An 18,339-nucleotide genomic window follows, 5' to 3' on the forward strand; every position below is an offset into this window, starting at 1 on the left:
TGTGGGTGAAGGGCGGATGGACTCAGGGATTCCAGGACAGGAAATTGCGGTAGAGCGCCAGCCCCTGATCGGCGCTTTTTTCCGGGTGAAACTGGGTGGCAAAAATATTATCGCGGGCAATGGCCGCCGCAAAGCGCCCGCCGTAGTCCGCTTCACCCACGCTGTGCACTGCCTGGGCAGGCCGGGCGTAGAAGCTGTGCACAAAATAGAAATAGGCGCCGTCCGCGATGCCCGACCACAGCGGGTGGGCCGGGCCCCGGCCCAGTTCGTGGAACACGGGGTTCCACCCCATCTGGGGCACCTTGAAACGGCTGCCATCGGCCTGCAAACGCCCTTCCAGCTGGAAACGCACGACTTCGCCGGGGATCAGGCCCAGGCCGTCGGTCGGTCCTTCCTCGCTGCGGTCCAGCAACATCTGCATGCCCACGCAGACACCGAACAGCGGTTTGTGGGCGGCAGCGTGCAGCACGGCCTCCAGCAAACCGGACGCGGCAAGCTCACGCATGCAATCGCCCATGTGGCCCTGGCCGGGCAGCACCACGCGGTCGGCGTCCAGCACCTCCTGGGCCTGGGCGGTGACGCGCACCTCCACGTCCTGCGCGCGCGCCACGTGTTGCACCGCCTGCGATACCGAGCGCAGGTTCCCGCTGCCGTAGTCCACCACGGCGACCGTCTTGCGTTTCATCGGGGTGAAGAACTCAGAGCGAGCCTTTGGTCGAGGGAATCACGTCGCCCATGCGCGGGTCGCGCTCCAGGGCCATGCGCAGTGCACGGGCGAAAGCCTTGAACACGGTTTCGGCCTGGTGGTGGGCGTTTTCGCCGTGCAGGTTGTCGATGTGCAGGGTCACGCCGGCGTGGTTGACGAAGCCCTGGAAGAACTCGAAGGCGAGCTGCGTGTCGAAGCCACCGACCATGCCGCTCTTGAACGGCACGCGCATGTGCAGGCCCGGGCGGCCCGAGAAATCGATCACGACGCGCGACAGGGCCTCGTCCAGCGGCACGTAGGCGTGGCCGTAGCGGCGGATGCCCTTCTTGTCGCCCACGGCCTGCGCAAAGGCCTGGCCCAGCGTGATGCCCACGTCTTCCACCGTGTGGTGGCCGTCGATGTGCAGGTCGCCCTTGGCCTGCACGTCGAGGTCGATCAACCCGTGGCGGGCGATCTGGTCCAGCATGTGGTCGAAGAAACCGATGCCGGTGGACAGGCTGGCCTGTCCCGTGCCGTCGAGGTTGATGCGCACGCCGATCTGCGTCTCCGAGGTGTTGCGTTGCACTTGGGCCACGCGGTCGGACACGGCGGGGGCGGGAGGCGTCTGGGTCATAGGGCGGTCTGGAGGGCTCGGATCAGCTGGGCGTTTTCCGACGGTGTACCCACCGTCAGGCGCAGACAATGGGTCAGCAAAGGATGCATTCTAGAAACATTCTTCACCAGAATCCCCTGGGCCTTGAGCGCATCGAAGCAGCGTTGTGCATCGGGCACACGCACCAGCACCATGTTGGCCTCGCTCGGGAAGGGTGTGACGCCCGGCATGGCCGCCAGCGCGTCGATCAGCAAAGCGCGCTGTTCGCGGATCTGCGAGGCCTGGTCGGCGAAAACTTCGGCGTGCTCCAGCGCGAACAGGGCGCACTCGGCGTTGAGCACGCTCACGTTGTACGGCGGGCGCAGTTTGTCGATCTCGTGCACCAGCGCCTGCGCACCCACCATGTAGCCGATGCGCACGCCGGCCAGGCCGAACTTGGAGAGGGTGCGCATGAGCAGCACGTGCGCATGGGCCGCCGGCTGGGCGCGGATCTCGTCCAGCCAGCTGTGGCTAGAGAACGGCTGGTAGGCCTCGTCCATCACCACCAGGCCACCGAAACCGGCCGCCTCGGCGATCAGGCGGCGGATGGTGTCCGCGTTCCAGAGGTTGGCGGTGGGGTTGTTGGGGTAGGCGATGTAGGTGATGGCCGGCTTGTGCTCGCGCATCGCGGCCAGCATGGCCGGCTCGTCCAGCTCGAAATCGGCCGTGAGCGGCACGCCGACGAATTTCAGCCCCTGCAGCTGGGCGCTCATGGCGTACATGACGAAACCCGGCAGGGGGGCCAGGATGGTGGCGCCCGGCAGGTCGCAGCCCATGGCCAGCAGCGAAATCAGTTCATCCGAGCCATTGCCCAGCATAAGGCCGCAGCCCGCAGGCAGGTCCACGTGACGGGCCAGTGCCTGCCTGAGCTCGTCGATGCGGGCGCCGGGGTAGCGGTGGATCGCCACCGCGCCCAGGCGCGCGCCCAACTCGGCCTGCAGGGCGGGCGGCAGGGCGAACGGGTTCTCCATCGCATCGAGCTTGACCATGCCGGTCGAGTCCTGGATGGCGTAGGCGTGCATGGACTGCACGTCCTGGCGGATCGTGTTCAAAGGGTTCTGGCTCATGAGGCACCCCGCATCGGCGGCACGTCCTTGAGCCGCATTTCGGCCGCGCGCGCATGCGCCTGCAGGCCCTCGCCATAGGCCATTTCGGCCGCGATGGCGCCCAGGCTCTGCGCGCCGGCCTGGCTCACCTCGATCAGGCTGCTGCGTTTCTGGAAGTCGTACACGCCCAAAGGCGAGGAAAAACGCGCGGTGCCGCTGGTGGGCAACACGTGGTTGGGGCCGGCGCAGTAGTCGCCCAGGCTTTCGCTGGTGTACGCGCCGAGGAAGATGGCACCCGCGTGCCGCAGCAGCGGCTCCCAGCGGTGCGGCTCGCTGCTGGACACCTCCAGGTGCTCGGGCGCGATGCGGTTGCTGATCACGCAGGCCTCTTCCATGTCACGGGTGTGGATCAGCGCTCCCCGGTCGTTCAGGCTCTTGGCAATGATGGCCGCGCGCGGCATGCTGGGCAGCAGGCGGTCGATCTCGCGCTGCACCGCGTCGATGTAGGCCGCGTCCGGGCACAGCAGGATGCTCTGGGCCAACTCGTCGTGCTCGGCCTGGCTGAAGAGGTCCATCGCCACCCATTCGGCTGGCGTGCTGCCGTCGGCCAGCACCAGGATTTCGCTCGGGCCGGCGATCATGTCGATACCCACGGTGCCGAACACGCGCTTCTTGGCGCTGGCCACGTAGGCGTTGCCGGGGCCGGTGATCTTGTCGACCTTGGGCACGGTGGCCGTGCCGTAGGCCAGCGCGGCCACCGCCTGCGCGCCGCCGATGGTGAAGGCGCGGGTGACGCCGGCCACATAGGCCGCAGCGAGCACCAGGTCGTTGCGCTCGCCGCGCGCCGAGGTGTCCGAACCACTGCCGCCAGTGCGCAGCACTGCCGCGCACCGGCGTGGGCACCACCATGATGATTTCCTGCACGCCGGCCACGTGCGCGGGCACGGCGTTCATGATCAGGCTGGACGGGTAGGCCGCCTTGCCGCCGGGCACGTAGATGCCCACGCGGTCCAGCGGCGTCACCTTCTGGCCCAGCAAGGTGCCGTCCTCGTCGCGGTAGCTCCAGCTTTCGCCGCCGGCCTTCTTCTGCGCTTCGTGGTAGCTGCGCACGCGGCGCGTGGCGGCCTGCAAGGCCTCGCGCTGGGCCGAGGGCAGGCCATCGAACGCGGCCTTGAAGTCGGCTTGCGTCAACTCCAGGTCGGCCATGCCGTCCGCCGTCAGGCCGTCGAAGCGCGCCGTGTATTCCAGCACCGCCGCATCGCCGCGCTCGCGCACATCGGCCAGGATGTCGGCCACGCGCTGCTCGATCGCCCCGTCGGTCTCGGCCGACCAATGCAGGCGGGCCGCAAACTGCGCCTCGAAATCCGCGGCGGTGGTGGACAGGCGGGCTGGGCGGGCGGAGAGGCTCATGAGGAGACGGGATCCTTTTCGATGGCTTGCGCGAAGGCGTCGATGATGGGTCGGATGGCCGCCTGCTTGAGCTTGAGCGAGGCCTGGTTGACCACCAGGCGAGCGCTGATGTCCATGATGCGTTCGACCTCGACCAGGTGGTTGGCCTTGAGCGTGTTGCCGGTGGAGACCAGGTCGACGATGGCGTCGGCCAGGCCGGTCAGCGGCGCCAGCTCCATGCTGCCGTAGAGCTTGATCAGGTCCACGTGCACGCCCTTGCCCGCGAAGAACTCGCGCGCGATGGTGGTGTATTTGGTGGCGACCTTCAGGCGCGAACCCTGGCGCACGGCCGAGGCGTAGTCGAAGTCGGCGCGCACCGCCACGCTCACGCGGCAGCGCGAGATGTGGAGGTCCAGCGGCTGGTACAGGCCCTGCGCAACCGTGTTCGATCAGCGTGTCCTTGCCGGTCACGCCGATGTCGGCACCGCCATATTCCACATAGGTGGGCACATCGGTCGCACGCACCAGCACCACACGCACCTCGGGGTTGCTGGTCGGCAGGATGAGCTTGCGCGACTTCTCGGGGTCTTCCAGCACCTCGATGCCCGCGGCCTTGAGCAGCGGCAGGGTCTCGTCGAAGATGCGGCCTTTGGAGAGGGCGAGAGTGATCATTTGATGCGTTCGATGTCCGCGCCGATGCCGCGCAGTTTGGCTTCCATCTGGTCGTAACCGCGGTCCAGGTGGTAGATGCGGTCGACGATGGTTTCACCGTCGGCCACGAGGCCGGCGATCACCAGGCTGGCCGAAGCGCGCAGGTCGGTGGCGCATCACGGTGGCACCCGACAGGCGAGGAATGCCCTCGATGATCGCCACCTTGCCGTCCGTCTGGATGCGCGCGCCCAGCCGCACCAGCTCGTTGACGTGCATGAAGCGGTTTTCGAAGATGGTCTCGGTCACCTTGCTCGCGCCGTCGGCGATGCAGTTGAGCGTCATGAACTGGGCCTGCATGTCGGTCGGGAAGCCCGGGTACTCGGTGGTGCGAAAGCTCTGCGCCTTCAGGCGGCCGGAGGCGCGCACGCGGATGAAGTCACCACGCGCGTCTTTGCCGGCCTCGATCTGGGCCCCCGCCTCGCGCAGCTTGTCGATCACGGCGTCGAGGTGGTCGGCGCGGCCATGGCGCAGCACCACGTCGCCACCCGCGGCGGCCACGGCGCACAGGAAAGTGCCGGTCTCGATGCGGTCGGCCACCACCTGGTGCGTGCAGCCCTGCAGGCGGTCCACGCCCTGCACGTGGATGCGGCTGGTGCCGTGGCCCTCGATCTTCGCGCCCATGGCGATCAGCATTTCCGCCAGGTCACCGATCTCGGGTTCCTGCGCCGCGTTCTCCAGCACCGTCTCGCCCTGGGCGAGCGCGGCGGCCATGAGGAAGTTCTCGGTGCCGGTGACGGTCACCATGTCGGTGGCGATGCGCGCGCCGTGCAGGCGCGTCTTGCCCGCGGGCAGCTTCGCGACCATGTAGCCGTGCTCGACCACGATCTCCGCGCCCATGGCCTGCATGCCCTTGATGTGCTGGTCCACCGGCCGGGAGCCGATGGCACAGCCGCCCGGCAGCGACACGCGGGCGTGACCAAAGCGCGCCAGCAGCGGGCCAAGGACCAGCACCGACGCGCGCATGGTCTTGACCAGCTCGTACGGCGCCTCGGCCTTGATCGGGTCGGCCGCCTGCAGGGTGATGCCGCTGCGGTCCTCCTGGGTCTGCGTCTGCACGCCCATGTTGTCGAGCAGCTTGCGCATGGTGACCACATCCTGCAGACGCGGCAGGTTGTTCAGCGTCACCGGCTCGGAGGTGAGTAGCGCGGCGCACAGTTCGGGCAGCGCGGCATTCTTGGCGCCGGAGATGGTCACCTCACCCTGCAGGGTGCGGCCGCCGTTGATTCGCAGTTTGTCCATGGGGCGCGTCAGTTACGGGGTTGTGTGGCCCATTCGGCGGGCGTGAAGGTCTTCATCGACAGGGCATGCACCTCGTCGGTCTGGATGCGTCCGCCCAGCGTGCCGTAGACGGCCTGGTGGCGCTTGATCAGCCGCTGGCCCTCGAACGCGGGCGAGACGATGACCGCCGCCCAGTGGCGGCCGTCACCGGTGACTTCGAGGTGCTCGCAGGGCAGGCCGGCGGCGATGAGGGATTGCAGTTCTTCAGCGGTCATGGGGTTTCGTCAGTGCCGGATCTTGTAGCCGGTCTTGAGCAGGTGCAGCGCGATCGCGCTCACCAGGGCCAGCGCGCTGCCCACCAGGGCCAGGCTGATCCAGGGCGACACGTCGCTCACCCCGAAGAAGCCATAGCGGAAGCCGTCGATCATGTAGAAGAACGGGTTGAGGTGGCTCACGCGCTGCCAGAAAGCGGGCAGGGAATGGATGGAGTAGAACACGCCCGAGAGGAAGGTCATGGGCATGATGATGAAGTTCTGGAACGCGGCCATCTGGTCGAATTTCTCGGCCCAGAGCCCGGCGATCAGCCCCAGCGTGCCCAGCAGCGCCGCGCCCATGAAGCCGAAGGCCAGGATCCACAGCGGCGCCACCATCGAGGGCTGAGCGAACCACCAGGTGACCAGCATCACGCCCAGGCCCACGGCCAGGCCGCGCACGATGGACGAACCCACGTAGGCCACGAACCAGGCGCGGTGCGACAGCGGCGTGAGCAGCAGGAACACCAGGTTGCCCATGATCTTGCTCTGGATCAGCGAGGACGAACTGTTGGCAAAGGCGTTCTGCAGCACGCTCATCATCACCAGGCCGGGCAGCAGGAAGGCGGTGTAGCTCACCGAGTCGTAGACCTGCACCCTGTCTTCGAGCACGTGGCCGAAAATCATGAGGTAGAGGATGGCCGTGATGACGGGCGCGGCCACGGTCTGGAAGCCGACCTTCCAGAAGCGCAGCACTTCCTTGTAGAACAGGGTCTGCCAGCCGGTCATGCTGCGACCTCCGCGGGCGAGCTGGCGCGCGGTTGCGCACCAGTGAGGTCCAGGAACACGTCTTCCAGATCGGCCTTGCGGATCTCGATGTCCTCGGGCGAGACGCCCACCTCGCGCAGGCGCGCCAGGATGCGCTCGACCGCCAGCGCGTCGTTGGCCGGCAGCTGCACCACGCGGCCGGTGATGCGGGCCTGCACGGCGAGATCGATCGGCAGGGCCGCGTCGGTCTTGAAGCGCAGCACGTTGGAGGCCGCACGCGCCAGCAGCGCGGAGGTGGATTCGAGCGCCACCACCCTGCCCTGCTTGAGCATGGCGATGCGGCCGCACAGGGCCTCGGCCTCTTCCAGGTAGTGCGTGGTCAACAGCACCGTGCTGCCCAGGCGCTTGTTGAGGTCCGAGACGAACTGCCAAAGGGTCTGACGCAGCTCCACGTCCACGCCAGCGGTGGGCTCGTCAAGCACGATCACCGGCGGCTTGTGCACCAGCGCCTGCGCGATCAGCACGCGGCGCTTCATGCCGCCCGAGAGCTGGCGCATGTTGGCCGTGGCCTTGTCGGCCAGGCCCAGGCCTTCGAGCAGTTCGTCGATCCAGGCGTCGTTGCGCTGGATGCCGAAGTAACCGGACTGGATGCGCAAGGCCTCGCGCACGTTGAAGAAGGGGTCGAACACCAGTTCCTGCGGCACCACGCCGAGCTGGCGGCGGGCGGTGGCGTAGTCGGCCTGCACGTCGGCGCCGTGCACCAGCACGCGGCCCGAGGTGGCGCGCGCCAGGCCCGCGAGCACGCTGATGAGGGTGGTCTTGCCCGCACCGTTGGGGCCGAGCAGGCCGAAGAACTCGCCGGGTTCGATGTCGAAGGACACCGATTGCAGCGCGTGCAGGTCACCGCGCGGGGTCGAGTAGGTCTTGGAAACGTGCTGGAAGGAGACGGCTGGCATGCGCGGGCGGGACCCATGGGTCACCGGCCACGGGGCAGGACATCTGGCGCCCGCCGGTGAACCGGGTATTTTATGCGCGCCCCTCCCGCCGCGCTGGCGCGGGGTCGCTTGGCCGCGCCTCAGGCCGCGAGCAGTTCGTGCACGCCGTAGAGCGAGGCGAGGTCTTCCAGCCGCCGGGGCCAGCCGCTGACCTGCAAGGCCTTGCCCTGGGTCAACAGGCGGCGGCGCAGCTCCAGCAGCACCGACAGCGCCGAGGAGTCGAACACCTGCAACGGGCGGGCGTTGACCACCACCGTGGCCTCCGACTGGCCGGCCAGCTCACCGCCGAGGCGCGCCAGGGTCTGGTCCGCCTCGACCAAAGTCAGCCGCTCGGGCAATTCAAGCGTGGTAGGCATGGCGTCAGCTGGCCTTGGGGGCCGCACCGCTCTTGTTGCGCTGCGCCAGCGAAGCGATCAGGCCGTCGATGCCCTTGCTGCTGATTTCCTGGGCGAACTGGGTGCGGTAGGTTTCGACCAGCCAGACGCCAAGCACGTTCAGGTCATAGATCTTCCAGCCGGCGGGCGTCTTTTCCATGCGGTAGTCGAGCTGGATCGGATCGCCCTTGCCCCGCACCTCGGAGCGCACCACCACCTCGGTGTCCTCGGGCTTGGAGCGCATCGGGCGGAAGCTCAGGGTCTGGTCCCGGACCTCGCCCAACGCGCCCGAATAGGTGCGCACCAGCAGGGTCTTGAACTCGTCCTGCAGCTGCTTCTGCTGCTCGGGCGTGGCCTGGCGCCAGTAGCGGCCCACCACGGAAGCGGTCATGCGCGAGAAATTCACGTTGGGCATGATCTTGCTGTCCACCAGCGCGATGATGCGGTTCACGTCACCCGCCTGGATGGCCGGGTCGGCCTTGATGGTGGCCAGCACCTCGGCGGACAGGCGCTTGACCATGGCGTCCGGCGCCTCGTCCTGTGCGAGCGCGGGAAGCGAGACAACACCCGCTGCGGCAGACATCAACAGGGCGGCGAGCCAGGAGCGGCGTTTCATCATGTGGTTCCTTTCGAGGCCAGGCGGCCTTGCTGCAGACACCGCAGCGTAGTTCATCCGAGGGCCCGGATTGTGAAGCGGTTCCCCCTCAATCGTTGCGATTCGTATCCGTGTGGCCGTCCTCACTGCTCACCGTCGCCGAGCCCGATGCCCTTGTCGATCAGGTCTTCGATCTGGTTTTGCCGGCGGTTGAGGTAGAAATCGCGCATGAAGCTGTATTTGTCCAGTGCGGCGTCGTCCAGCAGGGTGCCGGCGCGCAGCAGCCCGGCGCGGGTGTCGACCACGCGCAGCGCCATCAGGGAGTTGCGCGTGGGCACATGGTCCACACCCGTCACGGGGTCGCCGACCACGTCCACGATCAAGCCCGTGCCGTCGCGCACCGACGAGGGCCCCAGGAGCGGCAGCACCAGATAAGGGCCCGACGGCGCGCCCCAGCGACCCATCGTCTCGCGAAAATCCAGGCGCGTGCGGGGGATGCCCATTTCACTGGCGATGTCGAGCAAGCCGGCCAGGCCGAACACCGTGTTCACGCTGAAACGCATGAGGTTTTCGGTCGCCTCGCGCGGGCGTAGTTGCAGGCCGGCATTCACCGAGGACCAGAGGTCGCCCAGGTTGCCGAAGAAGTTGCCCACGCCGGTGCGCACCGGGCTGGGCGTGACCTTCTGGTAGGCGGTGGCGACGGGCTTGAGCACCGCCGTGTCCACGGCATCGTTGAACTGGTAGACGCCACGGTTGAACGGTTCGAGCGGATCGCGCGGGTTGGCGTCCGGGCCCGTGGCGCAGCCGGCCATCAATGAAAACGTCAGCGCCAGCGTGGCGCCTTTGCAGACCGCCCCGATGGGGCTGTGAAGGTGTGTCATGTTGTGGGTTCCCCTGGGTTGTGCACCCGGCTGTTGTTTTTGCGAACAGCCTGCATTTTCGGCGCCCCTGGAATGCCTTCGTGAGGGGCGTTGCAAAGCCCCCACAGCGCTATTTCGCCGTTTCGGCTTCCTTGTTGTTGCTGCCATCGGCGGCGCGGCTGAAGAGAAACTGGCTGATCAGGTTCTCCAGGACGATGGCCGATTGCGTCTGGGTCACCACATCGCCGTCGGCGAAGTTGCGCTCGTCGCCACCCGGCTCGATGCCGATGTACTGCTCGCCGAGCAGGCCACTGGTGAGGATCTTGAGCGAGCTGTCCTTGGGGAAGGCGTAGCGCGATTGCAGCTCCAGCCGGATGTTGGCCTGGAAAGTCTTGTCGTCGAAGGTGATGGACTCGACACGACCGACCAACACGCCGGCGCTGCGCACGGCCGCCTTGGGCTTGAGGCCGCCGATGTTGTCGAAGCGGCCGACCACGTGGTAGGTCTTCTCGAAATTCAGGCTGAGCAGGTTGGCCGACTGCAGCGCGAGAAACAGGATGGCGGCCGCGCCGATCAGCACGAACAGCCCCACCCAGACGTCATTTTTGGAAGTTTGCATGTCCGTCCACTCCAATCAGATGCTGAACATCATGGCGGTGAGGACGAAGTCCAGCGCCAGCACGCTCAGCGAAGCCACCACCACCGTGCGGGTGGTGGCGCGAGAAACCCCTTCGGGCGTGGGATGCGCATCGAAGCCCTGCAGCAGGGCCACGAAGGTGACGGCGAAGCCGAACACCACGCTCTTGATGATGCCGTTGCCCACGTCGGCCCAGACGTCCACCCCGCCTTGCATCTGGCTCCAGAAGGCGCCGCCGTCCAGGCCGATGAGCAGCACGCCCACCACCCAGCCACCCACGATGCCCACGGCGCTGAACACCGCGGCGAGCAAGGGCATGGTGATGACGCCAGCCACGAAACGCGGCGCCAGCACGCGGCGCACCGGGTCGACGGCCATCATTTCCATGGCGCTGAGCTGCTCGCCGGCCTTCATGAGGCCGATCTCGGCCGTGAGCGAGGTGCCGGCGCGGCCCGCGAACAGCAGGGCCGTGACCACCGGGCCGAGTTCGCGCATGAGCGAGAGCGCCACCAGCAGGCCCAGCGCCTCGGTGGCGCCGTAGCGCTGCAGCGTGTAGTAACCCTGCAGGCTGAGCACGAAGCCGACGAACAGGCCGGAGACGCTGATGACGCCAGTGAGTGGTTGCCCAGGAAATGGATCTGGTCGCGCACCAGCGAGGGCCGGCGCAGCGCGGCCCCCATCAGCCACACCAGGCGCCCGAACAGGCGGGTGCCATGGCCGATGCCGGCGAGTTGCAGGCGCACCGCACGGCCCACGCGGGCGGGATGCAGGGCATTCATGGGCGTGCTCCCCGGCGGGTGGGGCCGAAATCTTCCAGGAGTTCCGGGCCCGGGTGGTGGAAACGCACCGGCCCGTCGGGCAGGGCGTTGACGAACTGGTGCACCAGCGGATCCTGACTGTGCCGCACTTCCTCGGGCGTGCCCTGGGCGGCGATCTTGCCGTTGGCCAGCACGATCACTTGGTCGGCGATATGGAAGGTTTCGTCGAGGTCGTGCGAGACCACGATGCTGGTCAGCCCCATGGCATCGTTGAGCTGGCGAATCAGGCGCGCGGCGGTGCCGAGCGAAATCGGGTCCAGGCCGGCGAAGGGCTCGTCGTACATCACGAGTTCGGGGTCCAGCGCGATCGCGCGCGCCAGCGCCACGCGCCGGGCCATGCCGCCGGAGAGCTCGCTGGGCATGAGGTCGCGTGCACCGCGCAGGCCGACCGCGTTGAGCTTCATCAACACGATGTCGCGCACCATGGCTTCGGCAACTGCGTGTGCTCGCGCAACGGGAAGGCCACGTTGTCGAACACACTCATGTCGGTGAACAAGGCGCCGAACTGGAACAGCATGCCCATGCGCCGACGCGCTTCGTACAGCGCCTTCGGGCCCATGGTGGTGACGTCCTGTCCGTCGAACAGGGTCTGGCCGGACTGGCCGCGGATCTGACCACCGATCAACTTCAGCACCGTGGTCTTGCCGCCGCCGGACGCACCCATGAGCGCCGTGACCTTGCCACGCGGCACGGTCAGCGAGATGTTGTCGAGGATGGCGCGCTCGCCGTAACCGAAGGTCAGGTTGCGCAGTTCGACCAGAGGGGAGGTGGAGTCGGTGGGCATCAAACAAAAACCGGGCAGTTCAGCGCCCGGTTTTTGGATGATACGGGATTCAGGGGTAAACCCTCGACGCCGTTTTGTTTCGATAAATGTCAGCGAGGCAGGTCGGAGAAGCCCATCAGGAATTCGTCCACCGCGCGCGCGGCCTGGCGGCCTTCGCGGATCGCCCACACCACCAGACTCTGGCGACGGCGCATGTCGCCAGCGGCGAACACCTTGGGCACGTTGGTCGCGTAGCCACCCGTGAAGTCGGTGCTGGCCTTGGCGTTGCCGCGCGCGTCCTTCTCGACACCGAAGCCGTCCAGGATGGTGGCGACCGGGTTCACGAAGCCCATGGCGAGCAGCACCATGTCGGCCTTGTAGGTCTTTTCCGTGCCGGGGATCTCGACCAGCTTGCCGTCCTTCATCTCGACGTGCACGGTCGTGAGGCCGGTGACCTTGCCTTTTTCGCCGATGAATTCCTTGGTGGAGATGGCGAACTCGCGCACGCAGCCTTCCTCGTGGCTGGAGCTGGTGCGCAGCTTGAGCGGCCAGTAGGGCCACACCAGGGGTTTGTTCTCTTCTTCCGGCGGCTGCGGCATCACCTCGAACTGCGTGACGCTGACCGCGCCGTGGCGGTTGCTGGTGCCCACGCAGTCGCTGCCGGTGTCGCCGCCGCCGATCACGATGACGTGCTTGCCGTCGGCGCGCAGCTGGCCCTTGAGCTTGTCGCCGGCGTTGACCTTGTTCTGCTGCGGCAGGAACTCCATCGCGAAATGGATGCCGTCGAGATCGCGGCCAGGCACGGGCAGGTCGCGGCTCTGCTCGGAGCCGCCGGTCAGCAGCACGGCATCGAAGTCCTTCTGCAGCTGCTCGGGCGTGACGGTTTCCTTGGCCCAGTTCGTGACCTTGCTGCCCTTGGGCAGGGTGCCGACCATGACGCCGGTGCGGAACACCACGCCTTCGGCTTCCATCTGCTTGACGCGCAGGTCGATGTGGCTCTTCTCCATCTTGAAGTCGGGAATGCCGTAGCGCAGCAGGCCACCGACGCGGTCGTTCTTCTCGAACAGGGTCACGTCATGACCGGCGCGCGCGAGCTGCTGTGCCGCGGCCATGCCGGCCGGGCCCGAACCCACCACGGCGATCTTCTTGCCGGTCTTGTGGCGCGGCGGCTGCGGCTGCACCCAGCCTTCGGCCCAGGCGCGGTCGATGATGGCGTGCTCGATCGACTTGATGCCCACGGCATCGTCGTTCACGTTCAGCGTGCAGGCAGCCTCGCAGGGCGCGGGGCAGATGCGGCCGGTGAACTCGGGGAAGTTGTTGGTGCTGTGCAGCACGGTGATGGCGTTCTGCCAATCGCCCTGGTACACGAGGTCGTTGAAGTCCGGAATGATGTTGTTGACCGGGCAGCCGCTGTTGCAGAACGGCGTGCCGCAGTCCATGCAACGCGCGGCCTGAACCTTGGATTGCGGCTCATTGAGGCCGACGACAAATTCCTTGTAGTGCTTCAGGCGCTCGGGCACGGGCTTGTAGCCCTCTTCCAGACGCTCGTATTCCATGAAGCCGGTGACTTTTCCCATGATGCGATTCCTTCGTGTTCGTGCGTGCGGCGGGCTTACTTGGCGGGCGCCGTGGCTGTTTTCGCCGTGGTCTGGGCCTTGGTGGTGACGACGGCGGCGGCCTTGCGGGCGTGGATCTCGCCCAGGGCGCGCTTGTATTCGTTCGGGAACACCTTCACGAACTTGCCGCGCGACTGCGCCCAGGTGTCGAGCAGTTCGCGCGCGCGCTTGCTGCCGGTCCAGCGGTTGTGCTCCTCCAGCAGCTTCTTCAGCTGCGCTTCGTCGCTCAGGTCGCGGTGCCAGATGGCGCGGTCCAGCGTGGCTTCCTGCTCGGTGGCGGACAGCACCTTTTCCAGGCTGACCATGGCCGTGTTGCAGCGCTTGGCGAAGTCGCCGTCCTCGTCGTACACGTAGGCAATGCCGCCGCTCATGCCGGCGGCGAAGTTGCGACCGGTCTTGCCCAGCACCACCACGGTGCCGCCGGTCATGTATTCACAACCGTGGTCGCCCGTGCCTTCCACCACCGCGGTGGCGCCCGACAGGCGCACCGCGAACCGCTCGCCGGCCACGCCGCTGAAGAAGGCTTCACCGGTGGTGGCGCCGTACATCACGGTGTTGCCCACGATGATGTTGCGCGTGGCTTCGCCGCGGAAGTCGATGCTGGGGCGCACCACCACGCGGCCGCCGGAGAGGCCCTTGCCGGTGTAGTCGTTGGCGTCGCCGATCAGGTACAGCGTGATGCCGCGCGTGAGGAAGGCGCCGAACGACTGGCCGCCCGTGCCCTCGAGCTGGATGCGGATGGTGTCGTCCGGCAGGCCTTCGGGGTGCACCTTCGTCACGGCGCCCGAGAGCATCGCGCCCACCGAGCGGTTGACGTTGCGCGCCACCTCGATGAACTGCACGCGCTCGCCCTTGTCGATCGCCGCGCGCGACTTCTGGATCAGGATGTTGTCGAGCGACTTCTCCAGCCCATGCTCCTGATTCTGGGTGTGGAAACGCGGTACGTCGGCCGGCACGATCGGCTGCGCCAGCAGGCGGCCGAAGTCCAGGCCGCGCGCCTTCCAGTGTTCGATGCCCTGCTTCATGTCCAGCAGGTCGGCGCGGCCGATCAGGTCGTCGAACTTGCGGATGCCCAGCTGCGCCATGATCTGGCGCGCTTCTTCGGCGATGAAGAAGAAGTAGTTCACCACGTGCTCGGGCTTGCCGCTGAATTTCTTGCGCAGCACCGGGTCCTGCGCTGCGCAGCGCCCACCGGGCAGGTGTTGAGGTGGCACTTGCGCATCATGATGCAGCCCTCGACCACCAGCGGCGCGGTGGCGAAGCCGAATTCGTCGGCGCCGAGCAGGGCACCGATCACCACGTCGCGGCCGGTCTTCATCTGGCCGTCGGCCTGCACGCGGATGCGGCTGCGCAGGCGGTTGAGCACCAGCGTCTGCTGCGTTTCGGCCAGGCCGATTTCCCAAGGGCTGCCGGCGTGCTTGATGGACGACCAGGGCGAGGCGCCCGTGCCGCCGTCGTGGCCCGCGATCACCACGTGGTCGGCCTTGCACTTGGCCACGCCCGCGGCGATGGTGCCCACGCCGATCTCGGACACCAGCTTGACGCTGATGCTGGAGTGCGGCGCGACGTTCTTCAGGTCGTGGATCAGCTGCGCCAGGTCCTCGATGGAGTAGATGTCGTGGTGCGGCGGCGGCGAAATCAGACCCACGCCCGGCACGCTGTGGCGCAGCTTGCCGATGTAGTCGCTCACCTTGCCACCGGGCAGTTGGCCGCCCTCGCCGGGCTTGGCGCCCTGCGCCATCTTGATCTGGATCTGATCGGCGCTGTTGAGGTACTCGGCCGTGACCCCGAAGCGGCCCGAAGCCACCTGCTTGATCTTGGAGCGCATGGAGTCGCCCGCCTGCAGCTCGTAGTCCACCTCGAAGGTGTCCTTGCCCAGCAGGTCCGACATGGTCTGGCCCTGCTTGATCGGGATGCCCTTGAGCTCGTTGCGGTAACGCAGGGCGTCCTCGCCACCTTCACCGGTGTTGCTCTTGCCGCCGATGCGGTTCATCGCCACGGCCAGCGTCGCGTGGGCCTCGGTCGAGATGGAGCCCAGCGACATCGCGCCGGTGGCGAAGCGCTTGACGATCTCCGCCGCCGGCTCGACCTCGTCGATCGAGATCGCGGTGCTGGGGTTGATCTTGAACTCGAACAGGCCACGCAGCGTCATGTGGCGGCGGCTCTGGTCGTTGATGAGCTGCGCGTACTCCTTGTACGTGTTCCAGTTGTTCGCGCGCGTGCTGTGCTGCAGCTTGGCGATGGCGTCGGGCGTCCACATGTGCTCCTCGCCCCGGGCGCGCCAGGCGTATTCGCCGCCGGTTTCCAGCATCGTGGCCAGCACCGGGTCGTCGCCGAAGGCGGCTTTGTGCATGCGAATGCCTTCTTCGGCGATCTCGAACACGCCGATGCCGCCCACGCGGCTGGCGGTGCCGGTGAAGTACTTGTCCACGGTCTCGCTGTTGAGGCCGATCGCCTCGAACAGCTGCGCGCCGCAGTAGGACATGTAGGTCGACACGCCCATCTTGGACATGATCTTGGACAGGCCCTTGCCGATCGCCTTGACGTAGTTGTAGATCGCCTTGTCCGCGCTCAGGTCGCCCGGCAGGCCCTGGCTGATCGCGGCCAGGGTTTCCATGGCCAGGTAGGGGTGCACGGCCTCGGCACCGTAGCCGGCGAGCACGGCGAAGTGGTGCACTTCGCGCGCCGTGCCGGTTTCGACCACCAGGCCGGCGGTGGTGCGCAGGCCTTCACGCACCAGGTGCTGGTGGATCGCGGACAGCGCCAGCAGCGCGGGAATGGCGATCTGCGTGGCGCTGACGGCGCGGTCGCTGATGATCAGGATGTTCTTGCCACCCTTGATCGCGTCCACCGCGCTCGCGCACAGGGAGGCCAGCTTGGCTTCCACGCCTTCGCGGCCCCAGGCCGCGGGGTAGGTGATGTCCAGCGTGTGGCTGCGGAACTTGCCCTGCGTCACGGCATCGATGTCGCGCAGCTTGGCCATGTCGGCGAAGTCGAGTACGGGCTGGCTCACTTCCAGGCGCATCGGCGGGTTGACCTGGTTGATGTCCAGCAGGTTGGGCTTGGGACCGATGAAGGACACCAGCGACATCACGATCGCTTCGCGGATCGGGTCGATCGGCGGGTTGGTCACCTGCGCGAACAGCTGCTTGAAGTAGTTGTAGAGCGGCTTGTTCTTGTCGGAGAGCACGGCCAGCGGGCTGTCGTTGCCCATGGAGCCGATGCCCTCTTCGCCGTTGGCGGCCATCGGGCTCATCAGGAACTTGATGTCTTCCTGCGTGTAGCCGAAGGCCTGCTGGCGGTCCAGCAGCTCGGGCGCCACGCGCTCGACGCCAGCGGACTGCGGCTCGGTGGCAGTGATGCGCTGCTCTTGCGCGGACTCGCCGGCCACCGGCGTTTCCACGTCATCGAGGCGGATGCGCAGGTTGTCGATCCACTGCTTGTAGGGCTTGCTGTTGGCGAGGTTGGCCTTGAGCTCCTCGTCGTCGATCATGCGACCCTGTTCCAGGTCGATCAGGAACATCTTGCCCGGCTGCAGGCGCCACTTGCGCACGATCTTGTTTTCCGGCACGGGCAGCACGCCCGACTCGGAGCCCATGATCACGAAGTCGTCGTCGGTGATGCAGTAGCGCGACGGGCGCAGGCCGTTGCGGTCCAGCGTGGCGCCGATCTGGCGGCCGTCGGTGAACACGATGGAGGCCGGGCCGTCCCAGGGCTCCATCATCGCGGCGTGGTACTCGTAGAAGGCCTTGCGGCGGCCGTCCATGGTGGTGTGCTGCTCCCAGGGCTCGGGAATCATCATCATCACGGCCTGGGCCAGCGGGTAACCCGCCATGGTGAGCAGCTCGAGGCAGTTGTCGAAGGTGGCGGTGTCGGACTGGCTGGCGAAGCTGATCGGGTACAGCTTCTGCAGGTCGGCCCCCAGCACCGGCGAGGACATCACGCCCTCGCGCGCCTTCATCCAGTTGTAGTTGCCCTTGACGGTGTTGATCTCGCCGTTGTGCGCGACATAGCGGTACGGGTGGGCGAGCGGCCATTCGGGAAAGGTGTTGGTCGAGAAACGCTGGTGCACCAGACCCAGGGCCGAAACGCAGCGCTCGTCTTCCAGATCACGGAAGTAGGTGCCCACCTGATCGGCCAGCAACAGGCCCTTGTAGACCACCGTGCGGCTGCTCATGCTGACCACGTAATACTCTTTGCTGTGGGTCAGCTTGAGGCGCTGGATGTTGGCGCTGGCCGTCTTGCGGATCACGTACAGCTTGCGCTCCAGCGCGTCCTGCACGATCACGTCGTTGCCGCGGCCGATGAAGACCTGGCGGATGATCGGCTCCTTCTCGCGCACCGTGGGCGACATGGGCATGTCGCGGTTGACCGGCACGTCGCGCCAACCCAGCAGCACCTGGCCTTCGGCGGCGATCGCACGCTCCATCTCCTGCTCGCAGGCCAGGCGGCTGGCGTGCTCCTTGGGCATGAAGATCATGCCCACGCCGTACTCCCCCGCCGGCGGCAGCGCCACGCCCTGGGCCGCCATCTCCTCGCGGTACAGCGCGTCGGGCAGCTGGATCAACAGCCCTGCCCCGTCGCCCATGAGCTTGTCGGCGCCGACCGCACCCCGGTGATCCAGGTTCTCCAGGATCTTCAGACCCTGCTTCACGATGGCGTGGCTCTTCTCGCCTTTGATGTGGGCCACGAAACCCACGCCACAAGCGTCGTGCTCGTGGGAAGGGTCGTACAGACCGTGTTGCTGGAGGTGCTGTTGTTCGGCTGCCGTGGTCATGGCGCTTCCTTCTCGGTTCGTGGGCGTAAATGCAAAAACGGGACTGCGAGCTTATTGCATTGCAACAACAATGCCAAGCAGATTAAATGGGGTCAGATTCCATTTAAATCCCGACAAATTTGATCGATGTTTTATTGGGGACAGATTAAAAACGCTTTGATGAAGCGTTCCAGGCCTTCGGAGC

General features: G+C 66.7%; 13 protein-coding genes and 5 pseudogenes. All 18 read right to left on the minus strand.

Features of this window, described 5'->3' with window-relative positions; translation table 11 throughout:
- Positions 1-22: 22 nt before the first annotated feature.
- The gene (hisH, locus tag ACFJGX_RS25665; RefSeq protein ID WP_382323361.1) at positions 23-685 is read right to left on the minus strand and encodes an imidazole glycerol phosphate synthase subunit HisH; all 663 of its coding nucleotides are present in this window, start codon (positions 683-685) and stop codon (positions 23-25) included.
- Between the two features lie 13 nt (positions 686-698).
- Entirely contained in the window at positions 699-1,319 is a 621-nt protein-coding gene (gene hisB / locus ACFJGX_RS25670; protein ID WP_382161405.1) for an imidazoleglycerol-phosphate dehydratase HisB, read from the minus strand.
- Complete coding sequence (gene hisC, locus ACFJGX_RS25675; protein ID WP_382323360.1) at positions 1,316-2,404, minus strand: histidinol-phosphate transaminase; 1,089 nt, start codon at positions 2,402-2,404, stop codon at positions 1,316-1,318. Before hisC ends, hisB begins: the two co-directional genes overlap by 4 nt.
- Positions 2,401-3,793, minus strand: a pseudogene (gene hisD, locus ACFJGX_RS25680) (histidinol dehydrogenase). Before hisD ends, hisC begins: the two are co-directional and overlap by 4 nt.
- Positions 3,790-4,444: pseudogene (hisG, locus tag ACFJGX_RS25685) on the minus strand (ATP phosphoribosyltransferase). Before hisG ends, hisD begins: the two co-directional pseudogenes overlap by 4 nt.
- Positions 4,441-5,722, minus strand: a pseudogene (gene murA / locus ACFJGX_RS25690) (UDP-N-acetylglucosamine 1-carboxyvinyltransferase). The pseudogenes hisG and murA overlap by 4 nt, the downstream one beginning before the upstream one ends.
- A gap of 8 nt (positions 5,723-5,730) precedes the next feature.
- Positions 5,731-5,976 carry a BolA family protein gene (locus ACFJGX_RS25695; RefSeq protein ID WP_291118478.1) on the minus strand — a complete coding sequence of 82 codons (246 nt, stop codon included), beginning with the start codon at positions 5,974-5,976 and terminating at the stop codon, positions 5,731-5,733.
- Positions 5,977-5,985: 9 nt separating this feature from the next.
- Entirely contained in the window at positions 5,986-6,741 is a 756-nt protein-coding gene (locus ACFJGX_RS25700; RefSeq protein WP_382323356.1) for an ABC transporter permease, read from the minus strand.
- Positions 6,738-7,676: an ABC transporter ATP-binding protein gene (locus tag ACFJGX_RS25705; RefSeq protein WP_382161421.1), complete on the minus strand. Its 939-nt coding sequence runs from the start codon at positions 7,674-7,676 to the stop codon at positions 6,738-6,740. Before ACFJGX_RS25705 ends, ACFJGX_RS25700 begins: the two co-directional genes overlap by 4 nt.
- 119 nt (positions 7,677-7,795) lie before the next feature.
- Positions 7,796-8,071, minus strand: a complete 276-nt coding sequence (locus ACFJGX_RS25710; RefSeq protein ID WP_382323355.1) for an STAS domain-containing protein — start codon at positions 8,069-8,071, stop codon at positions 7,796-7,798.
- 4 nt (positions 8,072-8,075) lie between these two features.
- Positions 8,076-8,705, minus strand: coding sequence for a phospholipid-binding protein MlaC (locus ACFJGX_RS25715; protein ID WP_382323354.1), 630 nt, complete (start codon positions 8,703-8,705; stop codon positions 8,076-8,078).
- 122 nt (positions 8,706-8,827) lie between these two features.
- Positions 8,828-9,565, minus strand: a complete 738-nt coding sequence (locus tag ACFJGX_RS25720) for a VacJ family lipoprotein (RefSeq protein WP_382327313.1) — start codon at positions 9,563-9,565, stop codon at positions 8,828-8,830.
- A gap of 109 nt (positions 9,566-9,674) precedes the next feature.
- Positions 9,675-10,163, minus strand: coding sequence for an outer membrane lipid asymmetry maintenance protein MlaD (gene mlaD, locus ACFJGX_RS25725; protein ID WP_382323352.1), 489 nt, complete (start codon positions 10,161-10,163; stop codon positions 9,675-9,677).
- A gap of 15 nt (positions 10,164-10,178) precedes the next feature.
- Positions 10,179-10,960: pseudogene (gene mlaE / locus ACFJGX_RS25730) on the minus strand (lipid asymmetry maintenance ABC transporter permease subunit MlaE).
- Positions 10,957-11,783 (minus strand): annotated as a pseudogene (locus ACFJGX_RS25735) (ABC transporter ATP-binding protein). Before ACFJGX_RS25735 ends, mlaE begins: the two co-directional pseudogenes overlap by 4 nt.
- Positions 11,784-11,872: 89 nt before the next feature.
- The gene (locus tag ACFJGX_RS25740) at positions 11,873-13,339 is read right to left on the minus strand and encodes a glutamate synthase subunit beta (protein WP_382327315.1); all 1,467 of its coding nucleotides are present in this window, start codon (positions 13,337-13,339) and stop codon (positions 11,873-11,875) included.
- 35 nt (positions 13,340-13,374) lie between these two features.
- Positions 13,375-14,592 carry a glutamate synthase-related protein gene (locus ACFJGX_RS25745; protein WP_382327317.1) on the minus strand — a complete coding sequence of 406 codons (1,218 nt, stop codon included), beginning with the start codon at positions 14,590-14,592 and terminating at the stop codon, positions 13,375-13,377.
- Positions 14,502-18,155: a glutamate synthase-related protein gene (locus ACFJGX_RS25750; RefSeq protein ID WP_382327319.1), complete on the minus strand. Its 3,654-nt coding sequence runs from the start codon at positions 18,153-18,155 to the stop codon at positions 14,502-14,504. The genes ACFJGX_RS25745 and ACFJGX_RS25750 overlap by 91 nt, the downstream gene beginning before the upstream one ends.
- Positions 18,156-18,339 lie beyond the last annotated feature (184 nt).

This window comes from Hydrogenophaga sp. UC242_50 (assembly GCF_042697355.1).
Lineage (GTDB): Bacteria > Pseudomonadota > Gammaproteobacteria > Burkholderiales > Burkholderiaceae_C > Hydrogenophaga.

Excerpts from the sequence above, each read along its gene's own strand:
- hisH (WP_382323361.1), bottom strand. The coding sequence starts at position 685 with ATGAAACGCAAGACGGTCGCCGTGGTGGACTACGGCAGCGGGAACCTG.
- hisB (WP_382161405.1), bottom strand. The coding sequence starts at position 1,319 with ATGACCCAGACGCCTCCCGCCCCCGCCGTGTCCGACCGCGTGGCCCAA.
- hisC (WP_382323360.1), bottom strand. The coding sequence starts at position 2,404 with ATGAGCCAGAACCCTTTGAACACGATCCGCCAGGACGTGCAGTCCATG.
- ACFJGX_RS25695 (WP_291118478.1), bottom strand. The coding sequence starts at position 5,976 with ATGACCGCTGAAGAACTGCAATCCCTCATCGCCGCCGGCCTGCCCTGC.
- ACFJGX_RS25700 (WP_382323356.1), bottom strand. The coding sequence starts at position 6,741 with ATGACCGGCTGGCAGACCCTGTTCTACAAGGAAGTGCTGCGCTTCTGG.
- ACFJGX_RS25705 (WP_382161421.1), bottom strand. The coding sequence starts at position 7,676 with ATGCCAGCCGTCTCCTTCCAGCACGTTTCCAAGACCTACTCGACCCCG.
- ACFJGX_RS25710 (WP_382323355.1), bottom strand. The coding sequence starts at position 8,071 with ATGCCTACCACGCTTGAATTGCCCGAGCGGCTGACTTTGGTCGAGGCG.
- ACFJGX_RS25715 (WP_382323354.1), bottom strand. The coding sequence starts at position 8,705 with ATGAAACGCCGCTCCTGGCTCGCCGCCCTGTTGATGTCTGCCGCAGCG.
- ACFJGX_RS25720 (WP_382327313.1), bottom strand. The coding sequence starts at position 9,565 with ATGACACACCTTCACAGCCCCATCGGGGCGGTCTGCAAAGGCGCCACG.
- mlaD (WP_382323352.1), bottom strand. The coding sequence starts at position 10,163 with ATGCAAACTTCCAAAAATGACGTCTGGGTGGGGCTGTTCGTGCTGATC.
- ACFJGX_RS25740 (WP_382327315.1), bottom strand. The coding sequence starts at position 13,339 with ATGGGAAAAGTCACCGGCTTCATGGAATACGAGCGTCTGGAAGAGGGC.
- ACFJGX_RS25750 (WP_382327319.1), bottom strand. The coding sequence starts at position 18,155 with ATGACCACGGCAGCCGAACAACAGCACCTCCAGCAACACGGTCTGTAC.